The 18,585-nt window shown below is 53.2% G+C and carries 11 protein-coding genes and 1 tRNA gene; 3 read left to right on the top strand and 9 right to left on the bottom strand.

Annotation, left to right across the window (positions count from 1 at the left end):
- Positions 1 to 59: 59 nt before the first annotated feature.
- The 3 genes from pbpC to JWG39_RS00850 all read right to left on the bottom strand — a co-directional run bounded on the left by pbpC (position 60) and on the right by JWG39_RS00850 (position 8,512).
- Entirely contained in the window at positions 60 to 2,111 is a 2,052-nt protein-coding gene (gene pbpC, locus JWG39_RS00840; RefSeq protein WP_205217445.1) for a penicillin-binding protein 1C, read from the bottom strand.
- Positions 2,112 to 2,129: 18 nt separating this feature from the next.
- On the bottom strand, positions 2,130 to 7,346 hold the full coding sequence (locus JWG39_RS00845; RefSeq protein WP_205217446.1) for an alpha-2-macroglobulin family protein: 5,217 nt from the start codon (positions 7,344 to 7,346) through the stop codon (positions 2,130 to 2,132).
- 536 nt (positions 7,347 to 7,882) lie between these two features.
- Positions 7,883 to 8,512, bottom strand: a complete 630-nt coding sequence (locus JWG39_RS00850; RefSeq protein WP_240191913.1) for an HPF/RaiA family ribosome-associated protein — start codon at positions 8,510 to 8,512, stop codon at positions 7,883 to 7,885.
- Between the two features lie 198 nt (positions 8,513 to 8,710).
- Between JWG39_RS00850 and hemH the strand changes: the two genes are divergently transcribed.
- The gene (hemH, locus tag JWG39_RS00855; protein ID WP_205217447.1) at positions 8,711 to 9,673 is read left to right on the top strand and encodes a ferrochelatase; all 963 of its coding nucleotides are present in this window, start codon (positions 8,711 to 8,713) and stop codon (positions 9,671 to 9,673) included.
- A gap of 23 nt (positions 9,674 to 9,696) precedes the next feature.
- Here hemH and rodA read toward each other — a convergent pair whose 3' ends face one another.
- From rodA to JWG39_RS00880, 5 genes are all read right to left on the bottom strand, one after another.
- On the bottom strand, positions 9,697 to 10,821 hold the full coding sequence (gene rodA, locus JWG39_RS00860; protein WP_205217448.1) for a rod shape-determining protein RodA: 1,125 nt from the start codon (positions 10,819 to 10,821) through the stop codon (positions 9,697 to 9,699).
- An 8-nt stretch (positions 10,822 to 10,829) separates the two neighbouring features.
- Positions 10,830 to 12,725, bottom strand: a complete 1,896-nt coding sequence (gene mrdA, locus JWG39_RS00865; protein ID WP_205217449.1) for a penicillin-binding protein 2 — start codon at positions 12,723 to 12,725, stop codon at positions 10,830 to 10,832.
- A 63-nt stretch (positions 12,726 to 12,788) separates the two neighbouring features.
- A complete protein-coding gene (locus JWG39_RS00870) occupies positions 12,789 to 13,337 on the bottom strand; it encodes a hypothetical protein (protein ID WP_205217450.1) in 549 nt (182 codons plus the stop codon).
- Positions 13,338 to 13,345: 8 nt separating this feature from the next.
- A complete protein-coding gene (gene mreC / locus JWG39_RS00875; protein WP_205217451.1) occupies positions 13,346 to 14,146 on the bottom strand; it encodes a rod shape-determining protein MreC in 801 nt (266 codons plus the stop codon).
- Positions 14,147 to 14,280: 134 nt separating this feature from the next.
- Positions 14,281 to 15,318, bottom strand: a complete 1,038-nt coding sequence (locus tag JWG39_RS00880) for a rod shape-determining protein (RefSeq protein WP_205217452.1) — start codon at positions 15,316 to 15,318, stop codon at positions 14,281 to 14,283.
- Positions 15,319 to 15,554: 236 nt separating this feature from the next.
- Here JWG39_RS00880 and JWG39_RS00885 point away from each other — a divergent pair.
- Positions 15,555 to 15,630 (top strand) — tRNA-Ala (locus JWG39_RS00885).
- A gap of 186 nt (positions 15,631 to 15,816) precedes the next feature.
- Here the strand turns inward: JWG39_RS00885 and JWG39_RS00890 are convergent.
- Positions 15,817 to 16,134, bottom strand: a complete 318-nt coding sequence (locus JWG39_RS00890; RefSeq protein WP_205217453.1) for a TusE/DsrC/DsvC family sulfur relay protein — start codon at positions 16,132 to 16,134, stop codon at positions 15,817 to 15,819.
- Positions 16,135 to 16,441: 307 nt separating this feature from the next.
- Between JWG39_RS00890 and JWG39_RS00895 the strand changes: the two genes are divergently transcribed.
- Positions 16,442 to 18,340, top strand: coding sequence for a SurA N-terminal domain-containing protein (locus tag JWG39_RS00895; protein WP_205217454.1), 1,899 nt, complete (start codon positions 16,442 to 16,444; stop codon positions 18,338 to 18,340).
- Positions 18,341 to 18,585: the final 245 nt, after the last annotated feature.

Raw genomic sequence — 18,585 nt, forward strand, 5'->3', positions numbered from 1 at the left:
TTATGGATAAGCCTGCCACTATAGCCGTTTCAAAGAGATTTTGCCGGAGTGATTACAGCTTACTGCGTTTCGATTTTGAAGCGGACTGCCACTTGATCTCCCTCGCTGTCGATCACCACCGCCTCGCTCCAGCCGATGCCATCACTGTTGCAGCGCACGCTGGATCGACCTGGTGTGACCGGCAGCGGACGGCCATTACAGAGCCAGTGCAGCGGTGGTGTGCCGCCCTGTGCCTTGAGGGTAATCTTCTGCCCGGGCAGCAGCGGCAGCACACTGCCGTCCGGCGGAAAGAGAATCTTCAGCGGAACGGTACTGCGGGAGGTACTGATTCCCGGCCGATCAAAGCGCTTCAGAGCGGCAGGAAGCTGGACGTGGCGCACCTGCAGTGCACCCGGGGGAGCGGGGAGAGCAGCCCGTGGTGAGTGTGGCGGCAGGGAGGCGAAGACATTGAAGAGCAGTGGAACAGCGAGGCTGCTGCCCGTGCCACTGCGGCCAAAACTGCCGTCCGGCCGCCCCACCCACACGCCAGCAGTATAGTACCGGTTGTACCCCACCGCCCAGGCGTCACGAAAGCCGTAGGATGTACCAGTTTTGAAGCGCACATCGCGGCTGCCCTGTTGCCCGGGAGGAAAGGGCATATCTTTCAGAATATCGTCCACATACCAGGCTGCAAGGGGCGAGAGAAGCCGGGGATTTTCGCCAGAGGGCTTTTCCGGAATGACATCTTCCAGCCAGCGCAGGGGGCGAATGCGGCCGCCGTCGGCAAGGTCAGCATAGAGTGTCACCAGCTCTTCAAGGGTGGCTCCGCCTCCGCCGAGAGCAAGAGGCAGATTGGCCTCGCCCTGGAAACGCAGGAGGACACCCGCCTTTGCCAGCCGGGCAACAAAGCGCAGCGGTCCAATGCGCCGCAGTACTGCCACCGCCGGAACGTTGAGAGAACGCTGCAGGGCCTCGCGTACGCTGATCTCACCGTGAAAGCGGCCGTCAAAATTACGTGGCCGGTAGAGACCGAAGCGGCAGGGGCTGTCATCAATCCAGCTCTCCGGATGGAGCAGACCCCGCTCAAAGGCAATACCGTAGATAAAGGGCTTGAGGGTGGATCCGGGGGAGCGCACCGCGCGGGTAAGGTCAAGCTGACTGTCGGTAAAAAAATTACCGGAGCCGAGATAACCGATCACCCTGCGGCTGTCATTCTCCACCACCAGTACAGCGAACGTTAACCCTGGTTCCAGCTCGTGCGAGACACGGAAGGCAAGGGAGTGGAGATGACGCTCGGTAGGACCATCGAGGGTAGTACGCACAAAACGTTGTTGTGGGAAGGCCGTATGCAGACGAAGAGCGAGCTGCGGAGCGAGAAAGGGCATGGGAAAACGCCTGGTCGGGACCGGCACGGCAGCCGCCACGGCGCTCTCCTCGGCACTCAGTAAGCCAACCTCGTTCAGTCGCTGCAGGATGCGATCCCTCGCCTCCTTCGCCCGCTCGGGAAAGCGGTCCGGACGACGGCTTTCCGGCGACTGCGGCAGGGCAATGAGCAACGCGGCCTCCGAGGGGGTAAGATATTGAGGGCTTTTGTTGAAATAGAGACGGGTCGCAGCTTCAATGCCTTCGATATTGCCGCCGTAGGGGGCGAGACTGAGATAAAGGGTGAGAATTTCTTCCCTGCCCAGCTGTTGCTCAAGGCGCAGGGCCTCCACCATCTCCACCACTTTACTGGCGACGGTGCGCGGCCGGGGATGAAGCAGACGGACGGTCTGCATGGTTATGGTGGAGGCCCCGGAGATGACCCGTCCATTTGTGACAAGCTGGCCGACGGCACGCAACAGAGCCATGCCGTCCACCCCGGGATGGCGGTAAAAACGGCTGTCCTCACAGGCAAGCAGAAAGTGGAGAAAACGGGGGTCGAGATGTTGTAAATCTGTCTTCAACCGCCAGCGGCCATCGGCCGTGGTGAAGATCCGCAGTGACTCTCCGTCGCTGGACACCACCTGCGCTGACCACTCCGGTTCCTCCAACTGCGGATTGGGAGAAAAGATAAAGACTGCCGTCCCCGCAGCGCAGGCAAGCACACAAAAAAGAAGGAGGCGCAGGATTTTCCCGCACCTCCATTTCATTCTTTCCACCATCAACATTTACCGGCTGATGGTGAGATGTCCGCTGGTCCCGCGACCGCGTTTTTCCGGATCATACATCATTTCCGCCTCCAGGGCGGGCATGGTGTATGATCCCGGTGTAACGACCCGCAGCAGGTGTGCCGTACGGAAGGACGAGGATGGATTGTTCCGCGTCTCCCAGGCGGTGATAAAACGGTCATCCATACCGTCACTGTAAAGCACCGGCCGGTTCAACTGTTCTCCGAATACGGGAAGATCCTCATCTCCCGGCTCAATCAGCCGGTCGTACTCGAGACCGGCGGGCAGCAGACTGATCAGCAGGGCCTGGCCGGGAATCTGCACATGCTCCTGCACCTCCAGCACGACAACCACCATCTCTCCCTGCTTCATGCTGCGGGGATCCAGGGCTGTCCCGTCGGGATGATACCAGTGACGGCTGACACGGAGACCGCTGTCACTGGCGGCCAGCGGTTTCATCAGCGTGCCCTGCCTGCTGAAGGTAAGCCAGACATCACCTTTCCCCATGTTTTTAATTGTGAGGGGGGCCTTCATTTCAGTAGCGGTACGGGTCAGACGCAGAGTCTTTCCGGCCTGCAGCTGTTTATCCACCCTGATGAGGAACTCCCTCTGTTCACGCAGGGTCGTTACCGCCATCACCATGGCGGCCTGCTCCTGAGTGGACAACCAGTGGCGGCTCTGCCGGGCCTGAGTAAGTTGAGCCCAGAGCTCTCCGGTGGGAATCTGTCCGCCGCTGAATTCCCCGATCAGGCAGATAACACCGGAGAGATCTCGCAGGTAGCTGCCGTAAAAGTCATCAATACTGTCATTTACCGCAAAAGACCGGACAGAAAGCGGGCTCGTTATTTTCTCTACCGCTTCCGTAAAAGCCAGGGAACTGCGATTCAGCTCCCCGACGAGATTGAGTGCCGCGCCAAGCTGCGCGAGGTGGTAACCGCTTAATTTCGTATGGAGGTTATCGTAGAGATAACGCAGGTTCTCGATCTGTCCCCGACCGTTCTCCGCCAGCACCAGATGAGCAGAGGTAAAAAAGCCGGCGTTCTCTTTCGAGAGGCTGTTCTGGACCTCAGACTCAAGCCAGGAAAGCCCGCGGTTGAAGAAGAAATCCGGCACGGTATATCCCTTCGCCCGGGCGCGGGTAAGAAAGTCCATGACGTAGCAGGAGAGCCAGTATTCGGAAGAGCCGTAGTTGTTCCACAGGGCAAAACTGCCGTCGAAACGCTGCATTTCAAGAATCTTGTCGATGGCGTGGGCAACACGGGAGTGCAGGTCGGTATATTCACCACCGGAGAAGGCCTCCAGCTCCTTGAGATACAGCAGCGGCAGGGCTCGGCTGGTGAGCTGTTCAAGACAGCCGTAGGGGTAGCGGTCGAGCTGATCAAGCAGACCCTTTACATCAATGGCGGTCTGGCTGTTGATATCCACGGCAAGAGAGGCTCCTTCCGGATAGAACGTGTTGAGACTGTCCATCGGTACGGTAAAGACCCTGCCTGGCGCGAGCCGCAGATATTTGCGGTTGAGTACCGGCAGCTCTGCACCGCGTACGAAGATCGGGCGGCGGCTGCTCACCGCGTAATTGCCCGGACCCCGCACACTGCATTCCACTTCTCCCCTGCCGAGAGCGACAGCGGTAAGGCCCAGAAGCACGGTGCGCCGCTCACCCTTTTTCAGGATAAAACTTTCTTCGCCTGCGTCGTCGAGACGCACAGCACCTTCAGCACGGCCAGTTACCTGATACGTCCCCTCTTTCCCGGTAACATTCTGCACCAGCACGGTGACAAAGGAATGGTCGTCGCGGGCAAGGAACCGGGGCAGCGAGGCGGAAAGCACCACGGGGTCGTTGACCTGTATCTCCGCAGCAGCGGCACCGAGTTTCTCCGCCGACCAGCCCACCACCATCAGGCGCAGGCGGCCGTTGTAATCAGGCAGGTTGAGCGGTATTACTGCACGACCGTCCGCCCCCACTTCCACAATACCGGAGAAGAGGGAAACAACCCTGATATTGGATTCGGGAGCTCCGCGGCGGCCTGTGTCACTCCCCGCGCCCTGATGGAGCTTCGCTTCGCGGCCTCCGCTGGCGGAGATAAGCTGTCCATAGAAATCTCGAATGTCAACGGCAAGACGGCGGCGGCCGAAGAACCATGCGCGTGGATCAGGCGATGTGAAATTCGTCAGCTGCAGCACGCCCTCATCAACGGCAGCGAGGGTGAGAAAAACCTTTCCGGTTGCCCCCCGCACATCCACCGGCACCTCAAGTACCCGACGCGGTCGAACTGACTGCGGAGCGTGGATGGTCATGTCAAGGGTGCGGTCAGCGGTATCAACACCAAGCCAGACAACCCCCACCGCACGGGCTGCCCCTTTTTCAGCGGTACTGCCGGGACGATAAACCGTCACAATGGCCCAGGTCCCCGCACCCCACTCCTTTTCTACGGGAATGGAGATGCTGCGCTGCAGGGTCTCCATCTTAAAGTTACGTACCGAGCGAACCTCTTCCCCGGCAAGCACCAGACTGGCCTCACCTTTCCACGGAGAGCTGATCTGCAATTCAGCACTTGTGCCGGGAAGAAAAGTATCTTTGTCAAGACTCAGCTCGACACGGTCCGGCCCGCGGCCGTTGCCTTCAACTTCATGTCCGGCATAAAAACGGTAGTTTGTCAGCAGGTTATACTTTTCATCAAAGAGTTCCAGACGATGCCAGCCCTCCCCGACATGGTTTTGCAGCTGAACCTGCCCCACAGTATCAGGCTGAAGCTCTCCGCCATCGAGTTCCACGTCGTCTACCAGCTCTTCCCACTGCCAGTAACCATTGTTGCGGTACCACTGCCAGTCATGGTCTTCCCGGACAAGACGCCAGACACAACCTTTTTTTTGCAGCGGGAGACCTTTGGCGTCGAGCAGCTGCACGGTAAAGGCCGTCTGAGAATCCTTCTGCACATTTCCCGTAGTTTCCGGGCGAATACCGGCATACATCGGTGCGACAAGAACCGGTACCGTGCCGCAGGCGGAGATGCTCCGCCCGTCCACATCGGTGACTGAGGCCGTAATTTCACCCTGCAGCGGCTGACTGGTGGTGATATCCGTCTTCACAGGGATGAGCAGCCCTCCCTTGTCGTCGGTGATCATATCTTCGAAAGAGAAACGGGCAGGTTTGAAACTGTCGCCAAAGAAAAATTCCTTATACTCTCCAAAGGGATAATGCGCGACACCGAGACGCATCTCCGCGTTCACCACCAGTCCGCTCCCGGGGGCTCCGAAAAGATAATCCGCCTGCAGTTTCACCTCACCGGGGACACCATCAAGAAGAGGTGACTGAATGGCGAGTTTCACCTCGAGACGGGGTGGAACAAAGGATTTAACTTCGAAAGAGGTTGAGGCAAGGGGAATGCTTTTTTCATCCGCGTAGAGTCGCACCTTCCACGTACCGCTGCGGGCTCCTGTGGAGAGTTTCAGCGGCTGCACCCAGGCACCGGAGGCATCGGGCCGAACGACTTTTTCCACCAGTGTATTATCATCCGGACCAGAGAGTTTCAGGGTAAGTGGCAGAGAGGATTCCAGCGCCCTGCCCTGACGGTCGCGCAACAGGGTAACGCTGTGGACAGTCTCTCCCGGACGATAAATTCCACGGTCAGTATAACTCCAGCCGTCGATCGGCCCGGAGGGCAGGCGGCCGGAGACGCCACGGTCACTGAGATCAAAGGCGGGGGTACTGAGCTGTAAAAAGGAGAAGCCATGGCTGCCACCGGTTCCGGCGGTCATCAGTGAGGGTTGGTCTCCCCCTTTACCGCGCAGCAGTCCGGGAGCGAAGCGGGCAATTCCGAAGACGTCGGTCAAAACGGTGGCAAGTGGTGCGTTATTCCGGCTGTAGAGCGTAATTTTCTCTCCCGCGAGAGGTCTGGACGAGGCGAGACTGCGTGCGGAAACGGTAAGACCGCCTTCGCCGGTATAACTGGTCAGACCGATATCACTGACCACCAGCCACTGTGTACTCCGCAGACTGCTGTCATAACGGTTATCCTTCCCTTCCCGGGAGGCAATCATGATGTAGACTCCCGGGACATCGGTAATTCCCGGAGGCAGACGTACCGCATTGAGTTCCACTTTGTTGGTATTGCCAGCGAGATCCACCGTTCCTTTCCAGATAAGGCTGCCGGAATTGTCCCTCAATCTGTCTTCCCACCAGCTCTGCAGATTATCGCCAAAGTGTTTATTGAGAAATTCTCCCTGCAGACTGCGTTCATGAATACGATAAATGGAAAGCTCGGCGGAGTCCACATTCACCGAATAGAGCGCCGCAGAACCTTTTGTTCCCGGAGCCTCCGGCAAGACATAGTTTTTTCGGTTAAACCAGAGTTGCGGGGTGCGGTCAGTCACCTTTATGTCAGCCTTCTGCAGGTTTTTTACCACGTGTCCCCTCGTCTTCATTCCGGGGAGCACGTCCACCCGGTAACTGGTGCCCCAGGAGGCCCCGCGCAGGCAGAGGGTGGCCCCGGAGACACTGAATACCGTCTTCCACGAGGGTGAAGTCCGAACATATTGTTCATAATCAACCACACTCGGCGGCAGCAGGGTATCGCTGAAGGTCATGCAGAGGGCGGGAGTACGGCCCTTCACGTCCGCCTCGGCAGAGGTGATCGCCACCTGTTCCGAACGCTTCTTTATATCGAGGGCCGTGCTGCTTAAATCACTCAATCTCTTCTGCAGGTCACTGCTCCCTGGACACGCCTGTGCCGCAGCCAGCCCCTGATCCAGCGAGGTGAGAAGAGCTGGAATCCACTTTTCATTCTGCATGGCCCGGGAACCAAGGGCTGTTCCCATCAGCACAAGGTTTTCCGTCTGCTGTCGACAGGTGACACTGTTCATGTCGGAGAGGGAGGCGAGCATGGCAAACTCTGAGGCCTCCCGGTGGGAAGCATCTTCCTCAGCAAGACGGGCAAGGGCATTCCAGCAGTGAAATCCGGGCTTTGCAAGCCCGGCGGCCACCTTATGATAGAGATTGCTCGCGAAGCGGTATTTCTTCTCATGCATGAAAAGATCAGCAGTGAAGAGAAGTCTCGCCGCTGTTTCAGCACTGACAGCCTGGGCAGGCTGGAAGATCTTTGCTCCCCGCTGGATTGCATCATCCTGCAGCTGCGTAAGATCAGAGGCCCCGGCAAAGGATGTGCTGAGGAGAAGGAGAAGAGAAATGAGGAGGGATTGAAAGAGTGCTGGTTTCATGATTTTCTCACCTTGGGAGGAGGGAGGGGAAACAGTGTACAGGGAGACGTTCCACGTTCAAAATCTTCAGGATAACAGTATTATAAATTTTTATATATTTTACACAAAAAAAGGAGACGGGGAAAACAAAAGACGGAAAGGACGGGAAAAAGGAGACGGGAGACAGGAGACAGGAAACAGGGAAAGCCAAAAAACAAAGACTGGACGGCCAACGAAACACACGAAACACACGAGAGTTTCTTTATATAAAAAGCCCTTTTTCGCTGTTCCGTCTTTCACAAGGATACTTTGAAACAATCTCCTCCCACAACAAACGTCATCAAGTTTTGTTGCCCTGCTTTTTCCTGTCTCCCGTCTCCTGCCTCCTTTCTCCCTTTTTATCTTTTTCCATAACTTTTTGAGAAGGTACAAAAAAGGCCCCGGAGGATATCCGGGGCCTGTATATAAACTTTTAGGGTACCTTGAATAATCGCCCATCTCCTGAGCCTCGAATATGAACAAAATACAAACTGTTTCAAGATACCCTTATAATAAAATCATTCGGCAAGGCGTACCCAGGAAGCCTGAGGTCCCTTATCTCCTGTGGATTCGCCGAAGAGAACGCTGTCGCCTTTGCGAAGGGTATCCATTGCAACATTTTTCAGTGCATTTTTATGAAAGTAAATTTCCCGGTCATCCGGAGTAACAATAAAACCGTAAGACTCAACGGGAGAAAGCTTCTTAATCATCCCTGTACTGTCACCACCCGCTTCCGCAGACTGCTTCTTCACGGTCCGTTTCTTGCGCTGCATCTCCTTGAGATTGAGAGTAAGGACATCAAACGATTCCGTCAAAGCCGCGCGAACATTCTCCGCACTCCGGGTTACAACCACGGTATCTCCAGGAACGCCAGCCACAAGTTTTACCTTGAAATCATTTTCAACATGACCAGTGGCCTCAATGGTGACACGAAGGTGAAGAACGTCGGGATAGTGACGAAGGAGTTTCTCCTTCTCATTTTCAATTCTGTCCTGCCAGCCCTGGCGCATCTCAACATTACGAGCTTCAACTTTTAGTTCCATAATTTCTCCATCTCTAAATTCGACGGTGACACCGCCTTTCCTGCGCTGAATGGCGCATTCTTCAGCAGAGAAATGAAACGGCTGGAATCGTTGTGCCGTTTCCATCTTCTGCTCATACCTATCATTATAGGAGATAGTCAGGCAGAGGCAAGCCTGATCAATGTTTTGTGCTTCGAAATAGACAGAGAAGTCTGTTTTTATTAGCTTTTTATGGTAAAGCTCGCTTTTCACACGGAGTCGCGATATAATTTATTGGTTTTTATTTTTGCCCCTCTTTTTACATCCTTTTACCATCCCGACACTATGACAAAATCCAGAGGCGTGATCCTGCTCAACATGGGCGGACCGAACAGCCTGAAGGCCGTTCGACCCTTTCTCTACAACCTCTTTTCCGACCGGGAGATCATCCCGCTCGGCCCTCCCTTTCTGCAGAAATTCATCGCCTGGATGATTGCCCGCAAACGGGCGCCGATTTCACAGGAGACGTATCGTAAAATTGGCGGCGCCTCTCCCCTGGAAAGGATCACGCGTGCCCAGGCAAAGGCTCTGGAGAAAAATCTCTGTCAGGAAGGGGAAGACTGGCATGTCAGCATTGCCATGCGCTACTGGCCCCCTTATGCCGATGAGGCTCTGGACGAAATGCTGGCAAACAAGGTGGAGGATATTACCGCCGTCAGCCTCTATCCGCACTATACAAAGGCAACTACCGGTTCCTCACTTAACCATCTCCGGGCTGCGATGACGCGGCGGAAAATTAACATCCCGCTGCGGGTGGTGGAGAGCTGGCCGGAAGAACCCGGCTATATTTACACGCTTGCGGAGGGAATCAAAAAGACACTGGTTGAGATGAAGGAGAAGACCAGCGAAGAAATTACTGTGGTCTACAGTGCCCACAGTTTGCCTGTCTCCTTTATTCAGGAGGGTGACCCGTATGTGGAACATCTGAAGCAAACTATTGCGGAGGTAGAGAAACAAACGGAAGTGACGGGAATACTTTGCTTTCAGTCCCGCAGCGGCCCGGTGGAGTGGCTGGCCCCCTCCACCCCGGAGACTGTCAACCGCCTGGCGGCAGAGGGCTGCAAAGCGATGGTGATGGTACCGATCAGCTTCGTTTCAGACCATGTGGAAACACTCTACGAAATTGACATGCTCTACCGCAGTCAGGCAGAGGACCTCGGTATGGTCTTTGCGTCCACCCCGTCACTCAACACCGACGCGCGTTTTATTGATGCACTGGCATCACTGGTAAAAAAAGCCCCCCTGTAATCTTCCTGGCGGGGACTCCGGACTCAGTGATTTTTACCCGTCATCGGGTTAAAACGGCGCATGCGCACGTTCATCAGAATAGCCAGTCCCATCATGGTGGTAATCAGGGAGGAGCCACCGTAAGAGACCAGCGGCAAGGGGATCCCCACCACCGGCAGGAAACCCATGATCATAAAGAGGTTGATAACCGCCTGCCAGAAAATCAGCGTTACCACTCCGAAGGCGAGCAGAGTACCGAAGCGGTCTTTCGACGTCATCCCCACATAGAGTCCCCAGAACAACATCCCAAAATAAATCAGCAGGAAGATGAGACAGCCGATAAAACCCCACTCTTCCGCCAATATGGAGCAGGCAAAGTCAGTATGGCGCTCGGGAAGGAAGTGCAGATGCCCCTGCGTCCCCTTGAGATAGCCGTTACCGGTCAGGCCACCGCTGCCCACTGCAATTTTGGACTGCAGGATCTGGTACCCCTGATTGGCAAGATCGTGTTCGGGATTGAGAAAAGTCTCCACCCGTTTCTTCTGATAGGGTTTGAGCAGATGGAACCATGCGAAAATTCCCGCGCCGGAACCCAGGCTGAGAAGGATGACATAGGCCGACCATCGCAACTTCACAAACATGGTCATGGAGGCGAAGATAATAATCAGCATCAGAGAGGTGCCGAGGTCCGGCTGGATGAGGATGAGAATGAAGGGAACCATCATCAGCCCCAGCGGTGGCAGGATATCGAGAAAAGAATACCCCCCGCTTACCTCTTTTCGCGCGTAGTAGCTCGCGAGGGTAATCACTATCATCAGCTTGGCTGGCTCTGAGGGTTGAAAATTAAAGAGCCCGAGGTTGATCCAGCGCTGCGCCCCCCCCGCAGTGGCACCAATGGCATCGGCGATCAGCAGGAAAGCAATAATAAAGAAGTAGAACGGGTAGTTGAGAACATGCAGCAGTTTGTAGTCAAAACTGATGATGACAAAAAAGAGGAGAAAACAGCCAGCCATGATAATACTCTGTTTCATCCACGGAGCAAGGCTATAGCCCGGTGAGGGCATGGAGGCGCTGTAAAGATTAAACAGTGCCATGCCGCAGACCAACACGATGAGCAACATCAGGATTACATCAAAATGTTCCAGCAGTCTTCTGTCTATTCGGTACATGATGCCTCTTATTCTTGATCGGAGAGCGTGCCTTCTTTCAGGCGTTTGGCAAAATAATGTTTGAGTACGGCCCGGGCTACCGGGCCGGCTCCGGAACCACCGTGGAGGCCATGCTCCACCAGTACCGTAACCGAAATTTCCGGGTTGTCGGCGGGCGCATAGCAGGTAAACCAGCCGTGGTCACGATATTTGTAGGGAATCTCATCATCCCGCAAACCGCGGTACTGCGCTATTTTTACCACCTGAGCAGTTCCCGTTTTTCCGGCGAACCGCATACCGTTGATACTTAACCCACGGGCTGTTCCCCGCTTGCCCTGAATAACCTCCTCCATTCCTTGACGAATCAAACGGAAAAAGTGACGAAAGCCTTTGATCTCAGACTTCAGTTCCGGCTTGAACTGCTCAACCACCTTCCCCTCTGGGTCAATAACCTTCTCCACCAGCTGCGGACGGTAGAGCTTCCCCCCGTTGGCGATGGTGGCGGTCATGTTGGCGATCTGCAATGGCGTCACCAGATTGAACCCCTGACCAATGGCCACGGAGAGGGTTTCACCCTCCTGCCATTTTCGTTTTTTCACTTTTTGTTTCCACTCTTTGGTCGGTACAAGGCCAGACTTCTCATACTCCATTTCAATACCGGTCTGCTGGCCAAGACCAAGTTTTTTGGCATATTTAGCGAGACTGTCCACCCCAACCCTCTGTCCAACCTGATAGAAAAAAACATCGCAGGACTGTCCCAGCGCCTGACACAGGTTAACCATGCCATGGCCGCTGTGTTTCCAACAGCGATAGGTACGATTCCCAAACCGGTAATACCCGGGGCAGAAGAGGGATGTGTTTTCATTGACAGCCCCCCGGGCAAGACCTGTAAGCGCGGTAACCATTTTGTAAACGGAACCAGGGGGATACATCCCCTGTACAACCTTGTTCATCAGCGGTTTATGCTCATTATCCATGAGCGCCTTCCATTTCTTGTGAGAGATCCCGCCGACAAAGTCTGCAATATGGATAGTCGGTGTGGAAACCGCTGCCAGCACACGACCGGTATTGACTTCAAGTACAACTACGGCACCGGATTTCTCCCCGGCAAGCATATAATTTTCGGCGATCTGCTGCAGATCAACATCAATGGTCAGCTGCAGATCCCGTCCCGGCATCGGCTCAAGTCCGTCAAACATCTGCTGCTCAAAGCCACGTGCGTTGACCTCCGTGTAACGCCTGCCCTTTTCACCACGCAGATCTGCCTCACGCAGCCGTTCAAGACCGCTCTTGCCAATCAGATCACCGCCGCTGTAAATGGAGCGATCCGCGTTCTCCAGTTGCTTTTTGGAGATAGAACCGAGATAGCCGATGATATTGGCGGCAAGGTCGCCGTAGGGATAGACTCGCACCGGCTGTACCTCAATACGCACGCCGGAGAACTCACGGTTATTGTATTCCAGATAGGCAAGAGTCTGCCAGTCGACATCCTCTTTCAGAGTGACTGGCAGATAAAGGGGAGTATCACTGGCATCACGCACCCGGCCCCAGAGTTCTTCCTCAGTCATCCCGAGAACAGGGCCGATTTTCTTCAGAGTACCGTCAATATCCCGTGAATCTTCCCGAACAAGTACGACATTGAAAGATGGACGGTTGGTGACAATCTCCCTCCCCTTGCGATCGAGGATATGTCCGCGCGGAGGAGCCACCGTGCTGATACGGATACGGTTGTTGTAGGCACGCCGTTTATACTCATCCCCTTTGGTAACCTGCAGGAAGTATAAACGCAGAAGAATGACAACCAGAAAGAAAACTATAATTACCCCGACCCCGATAAGACGCTTCTGCAGGATATTGAGAGAGGCGTCATCATGTTCTTCGAACTGACCCCGCTTTACTGCAGGAAGTTTAAGTGAAAATTTCATGGAGAGTAAGAGAAAAAGTTATACGGAGGGGAATAAGCAGACAGAACAGAAAAAAAGAAAATCCTACATTCGGCGCATCGGTCGGCGTGGGCGCCGGGTGGAACGCGACGCCCGTGCTCTCATACTGTGTTTCTGCACATAAACATAAATATTATTATAGAAAGCAAAAAACGGTATTGCAATAATCATCAGCAGGACACTCTCCTCAAGGGTTCGGGTGAGTTCCCAGTCGGGAATCATCAGCCATCCGGTGAAAATGTCAAGCAGATGTAAAATAAAACGTGCTGCCAGCCAGGCAACCCCGAGCAAAGGAATCTGGAAGGTGGCTTCTTTTACCTGATTGCCTGAGGCAACAAGCTTGAGAATAGTGAAAACAAGCAGGCAGATCAGTGGATAAAAGCCGAGGCTCACCCCTGTCTCTACATCCATAATCCAGCTCAGGATGAACACCAGAGAAAGACCCGGAAGCCAGGCAAAACGATAGGAGATGAAGACCAGCAGGATAAAGAGGAAATCAGGCCGGCCAAACCATGACGGCAAATTCTGCATCACCGCCGTCTGAAAAACAATATTGATAATACCGAGAAGGGCAAAAACAATAATATTCCACATGCCTCTGTCTATTTCATGGGGGCGCGGTTCATCTCATCGATGATTTTTTTGCGGTTCGTACGATCGATGAAAACATATTCGAGTTTTTGGAAATCCACCTCGGGGGTTACCTCAATTTCCTGAAACATGCCGCGTTCCCGGTTATGAATTTCAGCAACTGTTCCCACAACCATCCCGGTGGGAAAGAGCCCGCCAATACCGGCGGTGACCACATAGTCACCGACAGCGACGTCGGCATTTTTCAGTACATAGTTGAGAACATATCCTCTGGAACCGGCACCGCGCAGAATACCCCGGGTACGGTTTTTCTGGATGATGGCGTCAATGGCAGAGGTGGGGGCATTGGCGAGAAGAACCTTGGAGTAATCATCACCCACCTGGATGATCTGGCCAACAACACCCTCGGGAACAAAGACCGTCATCCCCTCTTCAATGTCATCGTTACGACCACGGTCAACGATAATGGTTTTGTACCAGAAAGAGGGTTCCTTGCCCACGACCCGGGCGGAAAGAGGATCAATGCTCAACCCTTTCTTGAAGTTGAGCAGGGCTTCAAAGGTACGGGCTTCAAGATAGGATTCGCGGTATTTCTGCAGCTCGGTAAGATAGGTGTCACCCCGTTTCAGCAGGCGTTTGTTTTCCTCCTGCAGACTCCAGTTGGTGATGTAATTATTCTTGAATTCGGCGAATTTGTCAACCACATGCACCACACCACTCTGCATGCAGCCGATAAAATCAAGGGTCAGCCGATGAGTCGCACCAAACCTGCCGCCGAGCATCGAGCTCAGCAACAGAAGTGCAACTGTCAACAGAACTCCGAAGAGCAACCAGACCCGGACGCTGACAAGAAGGGAGCGTTTCTGTGTCCGGGAGCTTCGTTTTGGATTACGTTTCACTGCAGATTACATTCCGGATTCGGGTTGAAAAAACCGCCGAAAACCCATTAATCAATGGCGATTTCACGAAGAATATCGAAGTTGTCCAGGGCGTAGCCGCAACCTGTAACCACTGATGAGAGGGGATCATCAGCAATGATAATCGGCATACCGGTCTCTTCGGCAAGACGTTTATCGAAATTTTTCAGCAACGCGCCGCCACCCGTAAGGACGATACCATTATCGACGATGTCGGCGGCCAGTTCCGGCGGGGTTACTTCCAGTGCAACTCGGACAGCTTCAACAATCACATCCACCTGTTCGCTGATAGCAGCCTGGATCTCACCAGAGGAAATCTGCAGAGTCATAGGTATACCTGTCCCGAGGTTGCGTCCCTTGATGTCCATGGTTTCAAAAGGCTCTTCCGGCATGACGTTACCGATGGTTATCTTGATCAACTCGGAGGTACGCTCACCAATGGCCAGATTATGCTGGCGTTTGACATACTGCAGAAGAGCCTCATCCATTTTGTCACCGGCCACCCGCACTGATTTGGCATAGACAATACCTTTCAGGGAAATGATTGCCACCTCAGTAGTGCCACCACCGATATCAATAATCATTGATGCTGTCGGTTCAGTAATCGGCAACCCCGCGCCGATGGCCGCAGCCATAGGTTCTTCGATAAGATAAACTTCACGGGCTCCAGCAGATATGGCGGACTCTTTTACCGCCCGTTTTTCCACCTGGGTAATACCTGAAGGAACAGAGATGATAATACGGGGATGGACGAAAGTACGGCGGTTGTGTGCTTTTTTGATGAAGTAACGAAGCATGGCCTCAGTGACATCAAAGTCGGCAATAACACCATCCCGCATGGGACGAATGGCCTGAATGTTGCCGGGGGTTTTTCCAAGCATCATCTTTGCTTCCTGTCCGACGGCCAGGACTTTGCTCATTCGCCCATCCTGACGGATAGCCACCACAGAGGGTTCACGAAGCACAATTCCCTTTCCCTTGACATAAACAACGGTATTCGCAGTTCCCAGGTCAATAGCGAGGTCGTTGGAAAACCAGCCAAACAATGATTGTAATGGTGAAAACATGAAAAGAGATCCTCTTTAGAGCACTCTGATGTTAGAAAGGGGCCATCACGGGTAAATTTTCACACAGTATTTCTCCACGGGCAATATCCGCATATGTGAAACGAAAAATAATACCAGTTCAATCCGAGATTAGCAAGATAGTATCCCCGGGCCTTTCCAGAAACTGTTTTTTTGTTGACACGATCCGGAAAGGCTGGTAATGATATCTTCTCTTTTGAACGAATAATTGTTTGGAAGGGGCTGTAGCTCAGCTGGGAGAGCGCTTGACTGGCAGTCAAGAGGTCGTCGGTTCGATCCCGATCAGCTCCACCATTTATATAAAGACGTTACGGAAATATTCCGTAACGTCTTTTTTTTTGTACTGCACCTTTCTGTCAGCTTCGTCCTTTTTCTCTCCGGAAGTGATACTCTCGGGGAGAGAGCAGGGGCAAAAAAAAATGGGGGTTGAACCTTTCGGTTCAACCCCCATCGCATTACTGCATAATCGCGTCTGAAAAATTAGACACAACCAGTAGGTTTAGGCAGACCAGCCATTTTACATGCTCCCTTGCCAGGTCCAGAGGGGAACAGTTCATAGATACGTTTGAGCGGGAATCCGGTGGTTTTGGAAAGAATACGTACCATCGGTGCAATACCGTTTTTCTTGTAGTATTCCTGAAGAGCATCGATCACTTTTTTGTGTTCGTCAGTCAACTCGGGAATTCCCTCTACACTCTGAACATATTGAACCCAGTCCTGATTAAAATCATCACCTTTGAGCAGGAATCCATCTTCATCAACTTCAAAGCTGCTTGCGTTGTGTTCAATTGTCGGCATTGTAACCTCCTAGATTTTTTTGGTTAACTGCATCCGGCTACGTCCAAAACAGTATTGGAAAGAAACCATAGCACATTCGGCTCACCAATAAATGGCAAATCATTTACTAATGAAGATTTGTACTCCCCCTGATCTATTTTTTCAACAAATATTTAAACTTCCCATAACCTTCCCTCCCCCTCCGCCGTAAATTCCTGTTTTCCCTTGCGAAGGAAGCACATACAGAGTAAATCGAACGGGTTATCATGTGAAAGCAGGGGAGAAGATCCCCCCCCAACTCTTCAACATTTCAGAAGTGGAACGCGCCATGCTGCAGGCTATTCGAAACAAAAAGAACTCTACTGTTATTCAAATTATAGTTGGGATTATTGTCCTCGTTTTCGTCTTCTGGGGATTCGGTGCCGATCTTCTCTCCGGTAACCGAACACCGCTCACGATTAATGGTCAGGGTATTTCTATAATAGAATATAATAAGGCGTACAACAAGGCTGCCGATCTCCTCAGTCAAAAATTTTCGGGTAATATGCCCAAAAATTTTGCAGAACAAGTCAATCTCAAGGGACAGGTGGCCAATCAGCTTATCCGCGATACTCTGCTTCGTCAGGGTGCACAGCAGATGGGAATTGTCGTAAGCAACGAGGAACTCCGCAAAGCCGTTGAATCTCAGCCAGCTTTCCTCGTGGGTGGAGTGTTTGACATGAAACGATATAAGAAGGTTCTTGCCGCCAACCGGATGACTCCCACCGTTTTTGAGAAAAAAATGCGCGTTGACCATTTGTCACTTCTGGTGGTAAACGCCATTCAGAATTTTGCCACCATCAACAGCCAGTGGGAACTCCAGAACCTCTACAGCCAGTACAATGAGAAGATTGCCGTACAGTTCGTCTCTTTTACCCCTGCGGATTTCATCGACAAAGTAACCGTCAGTGAGAAGCAGCTTGCTGCCTGGTATAAGAAGAATCAGGACAACTACAAATCCGCTCCCGAATCCAGATTTCGTTACGCAACCTTCCTCTACAGCGATGTCGCGGATCAGGTCAATATCGATGATGGGCAGGCAAAGAAATACTACGAGGATTACACAAAAGAGTTCACCGTACCTGAGACGCGCTCCATCGCCACCATTCAGTTTTCTTTTAACGGCAGTGAAAGTGAAGCCCAGCTGGCAGAGAAGCTGAAAAAGGCTGAAGAAGTGCGTTCCATGGCGGCCGAAGAAGGAGCGAATTTCGCAGCCCTCGCAAAACAGTATTCCGACAATCCCTCTGCGGAACAAGGCGGCAGGCTCGGTTCGGTGAGCAGGGGACAGATTCCCTTCCTTGACAGCACCGTCTTTGGATTACAGCAGAATGAAGTGAGCCCGGTGGTGAAAACGCCTTCCTCCTATAACATCTTTGTGGTTCATGATATCAAACCGGGCAGAGTGCTGCCCTTCGCTGACGTGAAGGAGCAGATCATCTCCCGGCTCCAGCAGAAAGAAGCACAGTCCCTCGCCTTCCAGCTTGCCAACGAGACCTACGAAGGAATCCTGGCCACCGGCAGCCTGGACAGGTATGCGGATAAAAATTCCTCGGCCAATTTTAAAAAGAGCGAATTTATCACCCGCGACACCGCACCTGCTGACATCACTGAGGATCCGGCCTTTCTGCAAAAGAGTTTTGATCTCGGCAGGGGGGAACTCAGTTCTCTGGTAAAGGGTGATACTGGCTATGCCATCTTTTATGTGGAAGATGTGAAGGCTCCGGAAATTCCCGCCCTTACCACTGTCCGCAACCTTGTGGAAGAGGACTGGCGGAAGGAAAAAGCTGAAGAACTTGCCAAAACAGCTGCCGAAGAGCTGCTCACTGCAGGCCGCAAAGAGGGCCTTGACAAAGCGGCACAGGCAAAAGGTCTCAAGATTGAAGAGTCAGGCCTGATGGGGCGCGATCCGAAGCACAACGACAACATCTTCCCCGCTGCTCTTTTGTCAGACTGTTTCACGCTCTCCCTTTCCGAACCACTGCCGTCCGCCCCGGTGAGAGACATTGCGACTGGTAAATGGTACGATTTCCAGCTCACCCGGCGGGACCGGCCCGCCATGCCGGAAGACGCACCGGAGATCGAGCTGTATAAATCGAGCCTGCTCAGTGTCAAACAGCAGCGCATTTTCGACGCGTGGTTGAATAATATGTGGCAGACTGCCGACATCAGACAGAACAGCGAACTCTAGAAAAAAGCGCTTCACAGCAGAGTACTTGAATACCCGGTATACAATAAGAAGAGGCCGTCCGGAATTCCCGGACGGCCTCTTCCTGCTTCGGCGTTTTACCGGTGGAATCCACCCTGCCCCGCACGGCGGAGCTGGAGACGTTTTTTACTGACCACAGAACGCGACTGCGTGGACATCTTTTTTTAAGATTTTTTACCTTTATTCGTATATTTAGAGCTTTCCTTTGGCAAAAAGTTTTTCGCTGT

It is taken from the genome of Desulforhopalus vacuolatus (assembly GCF_016918505.1).
Classification (GTDB): Bacteria; Desulfobacterota; Desulfobulbia; order Desulfobulbales; family Desulfocapsaceae; genus Desulforhopalus; species Desulforhopalus vacuolatus.

Excerpts from the sequence above, each read along its gene's own strand:
- pbpC (WP_205217445.1), bottom strand. The coding sequence starts at position 2,111 with ATGAAATGGAGGTGCGGGAAAATCCTGCGCCTCCTTCTTTTTTGTGTG.
- JWG39_RS00845 (WP_205217446.1), bottom strand. The coding sequence starts at position 7,346 with ATGAAACCAGCACTCTTTCAATCCCTCCTCATTTCTCTTCTCCTTCTC.
- JWG39_RS00850 (WP_240191913.1), bottom strand. The coding sequence starts at position 8,512 with ATGGAAACGGCACAACGATTCCAGCCGTTTCATTTCTCTGCTGAAGAA.
- hemH (WP_205217447.1), top strand. The coding sequence starts at position 8,711 with ATGACAAAATCCAGAGGCGTGATCCTGCTCAACATGGGCGGACCGAAC.
- rodA (WP_205217448.1), bottom strand. The coding sequence starts at position 10,821 with ATGTACCGAATAGACAGAAGACTGCTGGAACATTTTGATGTAATCCTG.
- mrdA (WP_205217449.1), bottom strand. The coding sequence starts at position 12,725 with ATGAAATTTTCACTTAAACTTCCTGCAGTAAAGCGGGGTCAGTTCGAA.
- JWG39_RS00870 (WP_205217450.1), bottom strand. The coding sequence starts at position 13,337 with ATGTGGAATATTATTGTTTTTGCCCTTCTCGGTATTATCAATATTGTT.
- JWG39_RS00880 (WP_205217452.1), bottom strand. The coding sequence starts at position 15,318 with ATGTTTTCACCATTACAATCATTGTTTGGCTGGTTTTCCAACGACCTC.
- JWG39_RS00890 (WP_205217453.1), bottom strand. The coding sequence starts at position 16,134 with ATGCCGACAATTGAACACAACGCAAGCAGCTTTGAAGTTGATGAAGAT.
- JWG39_RS00895 (WP_205217454.1), top strand. The coding sequence starts at position 16,442 with ATGCTGCAGGCTATTCGAAACAAAAAGAACTCTACTGTTATTCAAATT.